Genomic DNA, 3,469 nt, shown 5'->3' with positions numbered 1-3,469 from the left:
GCGGAGGCGCTCGTCATGACGGCCTCGGTGCGCAGGGGGTTGATCTCGGAGACGGCGCCGACGAACGTGGTCTTGCCCACGCCGAAGCCACCCGCCACCACGATCTTCGCGGAGGTGGTGGAGCGAGCAGGAGCCGCTCCGCCGTTAGAGCTTGCGAAGTCCACTGAGCACCCTTTCGAGCAGTGTCACATCTGGCTGACCGCCGGCGGACTCGTCGCCGCCGGGCTGGTGGATGGCTACGAGGCCGGCCTCCGCCAGGTCGGCGACGAGGATCCGGGCTACGCCAAGAGGAATGGAGAGAAGTGCCGAGATCTCCGCGACGGATTTGATCTCCTGGCACAGGAGGCAGATGCGCTGGTGCTCGGGCAACTGCCCTTGCAGACGCGCGGGATCGGCCGTGGTGCTGACCAGCGCCTCGATGGCGAGCTGGTAGCGCGGCCGGGTACGGCCACCGGTCATCGCGTACGGGCGCACCAGCGGGTTGTGCGCCTGCGGAGCCTGCGGGCGACCGCCGCGCTGAGGCTGCTGCGGGGACCGGTAGGACTGGCCGGGCTGCTGCGGCCGGCCGTACTGCGGCGGCTGCTGCTGGTAGGGCTGCTGGTACGGCTGCCCGGAGGCCGGGTCGTGCTCCGGCGCGGGCCGGTTGCTGGGAGCGGAGGGAAAGTTGAAGCGGTTCTGGTCGTGCCCACCCTGCGGCTGCTGCGCGCCGCCATAGGGATGTCCTCCGGGTGTTGTCACGTTTCCTCCTCCGACTCCAAGTACGCAGTACTCCCTGTGGAACCGCGCCACCGCACCCTATGGTGCAGTGACGCGAAACGCACTGCCTGTCTGCTAGTTGAGAAGTCCGCCCTGCAGTTCCGCGCGCAGGTCCGGGGTGAGGACACTGCCGGCACGGTCCACGAGGAGGGCCATCTCGTAACCCACGAGGCCGATGTCGCACTCGGGGTGTGCGAGCACCGCGAGCGATGATCCGTCGGAGACGGACATCAGGAAGAGGAATCCGCGGTCCATCTCCACCACCGTCTGGTTGACGGCGCCGCCCTCGAAGATGCGGGACGCGCCCGCGGTGAGGGAGGTCAGCCCGGAGGCCACCGCGGCGAGCTGGTCGGCCCGGTCGCGGGGGAAGCCTTCGGACATGGCCAGAAGGAGGCCGTCGGCGGAGACCACCACCGTGTGAGACACCCCTGGGGTGTTGTCCACGAAGTTCGTGATCAACCAGTTCAGGTTCTGTGCCGCCTGGCTCATCGCGCTCACACTAACGCTCCTGGTCATAGCTGTTACTTGACTGCTCGGATCCCGCGTTGCGGCCCTGCTCGACGCCGCGTCGCAGGTTGCTCAACCTGCCACGGACGTCCTCCGGGGCCCGGGAGACCTGGGGGCCGCCCTGCGGAGTCGTCTCCGCGGCACCCTCGACCAGGTTGGCCTTGGGTACCCGCCGAGGGAGACCGGACGGGGTGACCCCGCCCGCCTTCGGCTCACGGAGCTTGGAGGCCTGCTGCCAGCGCTCGTCGTTGTTCGAGCGCCAGTCGGCGGGCCCTTCGGTTTCCTCGGTGGCCCGCTCCGGTGCCGCGGGCTGCTGCTGACGCTGCGGCCGCTGCTCGAAGAGGGATCCGGAGGACTCCGTTTCCTGCTGTCCCGACCGCTGCTGCGGCTGGCTGCCGCGTCGCGGCAGGCCCGCCCCGGTCACCTGGTGGCCGGCGTCGGCAGTGGGGCCCGGACGGTCGAAGCCTACGCGCTCCGGAGCCGGTTCGGGAGCGGCCGGTGATTCCGATTCGGTCCCGTAATCCTGCTGGTAGGAGCCCGAGTAGGTGTTCTGCTGGGGCCACTCTGCCGCTGTGGGCGGGGAATCGTAACCACCGTCATAGGCCGGGAGTTCCTGTCGCTGATCCGTGTACTCCGGTTCCGGATACGCGTACTCCTGTTGGGGGTACGCGTCGTATCCCTGCCCGGCCTGAGCGGATTCGTAACCGAGGTCGTAGCCCTGCGCGGGCTGCTGCTCGTAGCCCTGGTACGGCTGGTACGCGTGCTCCGGCTGCGGTTCCGGATAACCCGCCGCGGGCTCGTCGTACGCCGGCTGCGCCTGCGGGTAGCCGACCTGCGCCTCCAGCGCGGCCCGGCGCTCCTCGCGGCCCAGGGACCGGCCGACCGGGTCGGCGGCGGGCTCTTCGTAGCCCGGCTGGTCGGCCCGGTGGACCTCGTAGCGGGAGTCGTCGAAGCCGAGCTCGGCGGCCGTGCGCAGCGGAGCCGCCTGCTGCGACTGCTGGCGCGGGATCATCGAGGAGACCGTGAAGTCGTCCGCCGGGACCTCCTCGCCACCGCCACCGTGGGTGATGGCGTCGGGGAGCATGACCAGCGAGGTGGTGCCGGCCGCCTCGCCCGAGGGGCGCAGCTGGACGCGGATGCCATGCCGGTCGGCCAGCCGGCCGACCACGAACAGGCCCATGCGCTGCGAGATCGCGGCGTCCACGGTCGGCGGGTTGGCCAGCTTGTGGTTGATGTCCGCGAAGTCCTCGGCCGTCAGGCCGATTCCCTTGTCGTGGATCTCGACCATGACCCGGCCGTCGGGCAGACGCGTCGCGTTGACCCGGACCTTGGTCTGCGGGGAGGAGAAGGTGGTGGCGTTCTCCAGCAGCTCGGCGAGCAGGTGCACGAGGTCGGTCACGGCCTGGCCGTGGATCTCGGCCTCGGAGACGCCCGACAGCTCGACGCGCTCGTACTGCTCCACCTCGGAGGAGGCGGCGCGCAGGACGTCGACGAGGGGGACCGGCTGGTCCCAGCGGCGGCCCGGCTCCTCACCCGCGAGGATGAGGAGGTTCTCGCCGTTGCGGCGCATGCGGGTGGCCAGGTGGTCCAGGCGGAAGAGGTTCTCCAGCTGGTCCGGGTCGGCCTCGTTGTTCTCCAGCTCGGTGATCAGGCTCAGCTGGCCCTCGATCAGCGACTGGTTGCGCATGGAGAGGTTCGTGAAGATCGCGTTGACGTTGCCCCGCAGGAGGGCCTGCTCGGCGGCGAGCCGGACGGCCTCGCGGTGGATCTGGTCGAAGGCGCGGGCGACCTCGCCGATCTCGTCCAGGGAGTCGATCGGGATCGGCACCACCCGGGTGTCGACCTTGCCCGGGTCGGTGCGCGAGAGCTGGTCGACGAGCATCGGCAGGCGCTGCTCGGCGACGTCGAAGGCGCCGTTGCGCAGCTGGCGCATCGCCTTGCCCATCTGGCGGGCCATCATGCCGGCCAGGATGAAGGCGGCGAGCAGGGCCACGACCACGATGGCGCCGGTCAGGATGGCGTCGTTGCGGGCCTCGTCGGAGACGGTTCCGGCGTCCTTGAGGGCCTTGTCGAGGAGTTCCTTCTCGAGCTGGTTGTAGCCGTCGAACTTGGCGGTCGCGGGGGGGGGGGAGGGAGGAGAGAGAGGGGGGTACAGAGGGGAAGGGGGGGGGAGGGGTACGCCAGGCGTCGTCCCCTATCGTTCGCG

The 3,469-nt window shown here is 70.2% G+C and carries 3 protein-coding genes and 1 pseudogene; all 4 read right to left on the bottom strand.

Translation table 11 applies throughout. The features are described 5' to 3' along the window. A pseudogene (locus ACFWBW_RS38340) lies at positions 1–164 on the bottom strand (ATP-binding protein); the annotation flags it as partial. After that, entirely contained in the window at positions 145–738 is a 594-nt protein-coding gene (locus ACFWBW_RS38335) for a DUF742 domain-containing protein (RefSeq protein ID WP_385383338.1), read from the bottom strand. The pseudogene ACFWBW_RS38340 and the gene ACFWBW_RS38335, both read right to left, overlap by 20 nt. 93 nt (positions 739–831) lie before the next feature. Then, the gene (locus ACFWBW_RS38330) at positions 832–1,245 is read right to left on the bottom strand and encodes a roadblock/LC7 domain-containing protein (RefSeq protein WP_243337850.1); all 414 of its coding nucleotides are present in this window, start codon (positions 1,243–1,245) and stop codon (positions 832–834) included. Positions 1,246–1,255: 10 nt separating this feature from the next. After that, positions 1,256–3,256 carry an ATP-binding protein gene (locus ACFWBW_RS38325; RefSeq protein WP_385383334.1) on the bottom strand — a complete coding sequence of 667 codons (2,001 nt, stop codon included), beginning with the start codon at positions 3,254–3,256 and terminating at the stop codon, positions 1,256–1,258. Between the last annotated feature and the right edge of the window lie 213 nt (positions 3,257–3,469).

Origin of the sequence: Streptomyces sp. NPDC059957, assembly GCF_042730015.1 — a bacterium.
In the GTDB taxonomy this organism is placed as follows: Bacteria; Actinomycetota; Actinomycetes; order Streptomycetales; family Streptomycetaceae; genus Streptomyces.
Note: the sequence above shows the minus strand (reverse complement) of the source record. Positions and strands in the feature narration are given on the sequence as shown.

What these genes read in the sequence shown, in the direction of transcription:
- ACFWBW_RS38330 (WP_243337850.1), bottom strand. Translation starts at nt 1,245, where the DNA reads ATGAGCCAGGCGGCACAGAACCTGAACTGGTTGATCACGAACTTCGTG.